Raw genomic sequence first — 1854 nt, forward strand, 5'->3', positions numbered from 1 at the left:
GTGAAGAGCGCAGCGGGATCGGGCACCGCCAGCAGGCGCAAGGCGTCGGCGGCAAGACGGGCGCGGCGCTCGGGCGGCAGCGCGCCGCCGCGCGCCTGCGCCAGCGCTTCGGCTGTTGCAGCGCGGCGCTCGGCCGGGACATCGGGCAGGAGCTGGAGCAGGAGATGCGCCAGCCGGCCGGCCGCAGCGGCCTCGGCCAGGAACGGCCCGTCGCCCGGACGCTCCTCGCGATCGGCGGCGGCAAGCGCGCCGGACGGCTTCAGCGGCGGGGCCGGCTCGGCCTCCCGCGCGACCGGGCGCGCCAGCCAATCGGGGGGCGCAAGCCCTGCCGGAGCGGGGGGCGGTTCGGGTTCATCCTCCGGAGGCGCCCGCGGCGTCACGGTGAAGCGCAGGATCGCCTCATCCCCCTCCCCGATCTCGCGCAGGCCGGCCTCGGAGGCTGCGAGCCCCTCGGCGATCATCGCGTACCAGCTTCCCTCCGGCGCCTCGCCCTTGGCTTGCGCGGCACAGACGATCAGCCGGTCCTCGGCGCGGGTCATCGCGACATAGAGCAGGCGGTGATGCTCCTCGACCATCTGCGCCACCACGATCGCCTTGGCGCCCGCGGTCGCAGCGATGTCCTCGGCGCTGGCCGGCGGCCAGATCGGCACAAGTGAGCTGCCCGGTGCCGGAACGGCCATGATCTTCGGCAGGCGCTTGGCGCCGGGCTCGGGACCGAGATCGGCCAGGATGACGATCTTCGCCTCCAGCCCCTTCGAGCCGTGCACGGTCATGACGCGCACCTCGCCGGCACTGGCCGAGAGGTCGCGCTTCACATCGGCGGCGCTGCCGCTGACATGCTGGAGGAAGCCCGCGAGCGAGGGGCCGTAGCGCCGCTCATGGTCGAGCGCGGCATTGAGGAAGGCATCGAGCGCGTCGCCGGCCTCGGCGCCCAGTCGCRCCAGAGCGAGACTGCGCCCGCCACCGGGGCCGAGCAGATCGGCGAAGAAGCGGAAGGGGCCGCAGCGCCCGGCCTCACGGGTCCAGTGGATCAGCTTCGCTTCCGCCGCGGCATAGCGCGGCTCGGTTCCGGCGGCCTCCTGCAAGGCGGCGCGCAAGGAACCCTTGCGGCCGGGGGCGAGGCGCAGGAGATCGTCGTCGTTCAGATCGATCAATGGCGTCTTGAGCGCGGTCGCCAGAGTGAGGTCGTCATCCGGCAGCAGCAAAGCGCGGCCGAGCACGACGAGATCCTCCACCGCCGGATGCTCGGCCAGCGTCAGCCGGTCGCGGCCCGCGACGGGAACGTCGGCGTCCTTCAGCGCCTTGACGATCGCCTCGAACAGCGCGCCGCGCTGGCGCAGCAGGATCATCACGTCGCCGGCCTTGAACGGGTTGCCGCGATCGTCGCGGCGGTCGCGGTGCCAGCGCTGCAAGGTGCCGGCGATGCGCTCGGCGAGCTTAACCGTGCCGCTGCGGCGCTCGGGCGCGTCGACCGGCGTGGTCCAGGCATCGGGCCGCTCGCCGGTATCGTTGGCGGCGAGCGGCCAGATATCGACCGTGCCGGGCGCACTGCGGCGCACGGTGTCGTGCGTTTCCGGCCGCGCCGCGCCGTCGAAGACGAGTCCGCGCGCATGCCCGGGCAGGGCGAAGACGGCATCGACCGCCTGCATGATGTCGGGCGCCGAGCGGAAGGAGGTGTTGAGGCTGATCGCCTCGAAATCCAGCCGCGCGGCCTCGATCCGCCTTTCCAATGCGCGCCTCTCCTCACCGAAGGCTGCGGGCGCGGCTCCCTGGAAGCCGTAGATCGACTGCTTCTCGTCGCCGACGACGAAGATGGTGCGCGGCTTCAGCCGGAGATCGCCGCCGCTGGTGAAC

At 73.0% G+C, this 1854-nt stretch carries 1 protein-coding gene; it reads right to left on the reverse strand.

Features of this window, described 5'->3' with window-relative positions; genetic code table 11:
- Positions 1-1854 (reverse strand): 3'-5' exonuclease (locus tag AB4Y99_RS27440; RefSeq protein ID WP_441525572.1); only part of this gene is annotated, 1854 nt, incomplete at both ends.

The organism is Allobosea sp. TAB14, from assembly GCF_052113865.1.
Taxonomy (GTDB): Bacteria; Pseudomonadota; Alphaproteobacteria; order Rhizobiales; family Beijerinckiaceae; genus Allobosea; species Allobosea spartocytisi.